Annotated in this window: 5 protein-coding genes and 1 pseudogene; all 6 read right to left on the bottom strand. The window is 61.7% G+C overall.

Annotated features, from left to right (window positions below; translation table 11 throughout):
- Window positions 1-105: 105 nt before the first annotated feature.
- Window positions 106-372, bottom strand: a complete 267-nt coding sequence (locus NTCA1_RS28205) for a type II toxin-antitoxin system RelE/ParE family toxin (protein ID WP_008833434.1) — start codon at window positions 370-372, stop codon at window positions 106-108.
- The gene (locus NTCA1_RS28200) at window positions 356-583 is read right to left on the bottom strand and encodes a DUF6290 family protein (protein WP_125726183.1); all 228 of its coding nucleotides are present in this window, start codon (window positions 581-583) and stop codon (window positions 356-358) included. The genes NTCA1_RS28205 and NTCA1_RS28200 overlap by 17 nt, the downstream gene beginning before the upstream one ends.
- 55 nt (window positions 584-638) lie before the next feature.
- Complete coding sequence (locus NTCA1_RS28600; protein WP_008833313.1) at window positions 639-1,148, bottom strand: hypothetical protein; 510 nt, start codon at window positions 1,146-1,148, stop codon at window positions 639-641.
- A gap of 16 nt (window positions 1,149-1,164) precedes the next feature.
- A complete protein-coding gene (locus NTCA1_RS28190; RefSeq protein ID WP_008833312.1) occupies window positions 1,165-1,464 on the bottom strand; it encodes a hypothetical protein in 300 nt (99 codons plus the stop codon).
- 11 nt (window positions 1,465-1,475) lie between these two features.
- Entirely contained in the window at window positions 1,476-1,817 is a 342-nt protein-coding gene (locus NTCA1_RS28185; protein WP_133085188.1) for a hypothetical protein, read from the bottom strand.
- 211 nt (window positions 1,818-2,028) lie between these two features.
- A pseudogene (locus NTCA1_RS28180) lies at window positions 2,029-2,111 on the bottom strand (ATP-binding protein); the annotation flags it as partial.

Raw genomic sequence — 2,111 nt, 5'->3', positions numbered from 1 at the left:
GCTGCGCCAATGTCGATGGTGTAGGACAAGGGAACCTCCGTCGATCCTCCATGGATCGCCCGTCCCCTTCCCCCTCGTCTCTATGGGTTACGGATCGCCTGGGGGTCAGCGGTAAACGCCGCTTCGGTGGCCAACGGTCAGCACAAGTACGACAAGCCTGCCATCCTCGATTTCGCAGACAATCCGGTAGTCTCCAACGCGGTAGCGCCAACGTCCCGCCAATGGTCCGGTCAATGCCTTTCCAGATGCGCGGGGATCGTCACTGGATGCAACCCGCTCGCGCAGGAAGGTTATGATCCGCTTAGCGGTCTGGCGATCGAGCTTGGAGAGGGATTTTTCGGCGCTGGATGACAGTTCAATCTGCCAGGCCAAGGCGCTTCTCCACGTCGTCGAGGGAACTTGTGGTTTCGCGGCCAGCACGAATGTCCTCGAGCACCTTGTCGGAGAGGTAGATGTCTTCCATGTCCTCAAGGCCGCGTTCGATAATTTCGCGCAGGTAATATGCCTTGGTGCGCCCGGTGGCGCTCGCGAGATGATCGAGGCGCTGCTCTACTTCAGGGGCGAGGCGTATTGACGTCGCCATGGCACTGTCTCCGATTGAATACGTGTATTCACACTATCACATGATTGTTGCCACGTCACTCCGGCTCGATCGTGAAGTTCCAACCATGGATATGGAGCATTTCGTTCCCACCGCGGTCGAAGGCGAAGAAGATGGAATCGAGGTCGGCTTCAGGTTCGATCAGCAATTCGAGGGTATGGTGGGTACTGTCCGCGATGACGGCGCGCGTGTAACCGGCCTCGCGGGCTTCGGCCTCGGTGTGGATCGGCGGAGGCGATGCCTGGATGAAGGGCTTCGCAGCCTCTTGGGCAGGCCCATCGAATGTGCCGAGGGTCTTCAGGCGATCGGTCTCCAACGTCGCGCCAAGATCCTCGGGCAGATCAGCATATTCGGCAGCGACCGTGATTGCGGCCGCTGCGGTGGGAAGCTCGCCGGGGGCAGCGCCCTTCCAGATGTAGGTCGCTTCCTCGCCCTCGATACGAGGATGGGGCTGCATGACCTGGACGAAGAAGGTGGCCAAAGGCCGGTCCCATCCGATGGCGACGCTGCTCGCCACGCCTTTTCCGGGAAAATCGTAACGGCTCATGAGGGTGGGTCTCCGTTCAATTCGCCAGCGCGAGCCACTCCACATGCCAGGGGCGCGGGAATGGATTGTAGCGGATGAAGGCAGGGACAAGGGTCATGCCCATGGCAGCGAGGCTTTCCGCCATGGAAACCCGCTGGAGGGCTGCGGCAAGGTCATCTTCCAGCATGAAGTCCAGCATGGCAGCTTCGTGGACCTGTTCACAAGTGAACATTGTCCAGTCCAGCGCATCGAGGAAAACCTCGCGGCGCTGGGTGAAGCGTTCGATCCGGGCGGCATCGCTGCGAACGAGATCGAGAACCTGATGTGTGGTGAGCATGGGATGTCTCCCTAAGCGGCGATGGGTTCGCGCGGCGCCTGCGTGTGGGGTTCGATGAGCGCGGGCGAGGGCACGATGGCATCGAGACGCAGATCACGGCGGATGCGCACTGCGAAACGGGTGGGCCGGACGAAATCGCGCATTGCCGCGAAGCGCAGCTTCTGGCCGGCTGCAGGACCGCGCTTGGCGAAGTATTGCACCTCGTTGCCCTCATGGAGCGGGCCGACGCTGAGCATGATCGACAGGTCATCGCTCGATAGCGCGACATATCCTGCGATCGCGGGATCGCTGGGCGTGGAGCTGACGGTGTAGCTGCCGGGGGCCAGGCCGATTTCCAGAGCGAGGGCATTCATGGCTTTGGCGCCGTCAGCGTGGAATCGCTCTTTGGCAACGCGGTCATGGGCCACTCCGCGCACGGCCAGGGTGAGAAGTGCCGGAAAGTGTCAACGGCGGAGCAAAAGTCGGCCATGGGGCGGCGTAAAACCAGGCCACGGTGTTACATGCCGGGGGGAGTGGCGTGAGGGCGTAGCCCGAAGGCCACTCCCCCCGGCATTGGCTTGATTTTCAGGGTCTGGTTTTGGCCTTTCGGGCCCGGCTGTGAGCGAGGCGATAGCTTTCGCCGTTCATCTCGAGGATGCTGACGTGAT

The sequence above is a fragment of the Novosphingobium sp. TCA1 genome, assembly GCF_009811895.1.
Classification (GTDB): Bacteria; Pseudomonadota; Alphaproteobacteria; order Sphingomonadales; family Sphingomonadaceae; genus Novosphingobium; species Novosphingobium panipatense_A.
This window is presented reverse-complemented; position numbering and strand designations above follow the sequence as displayed.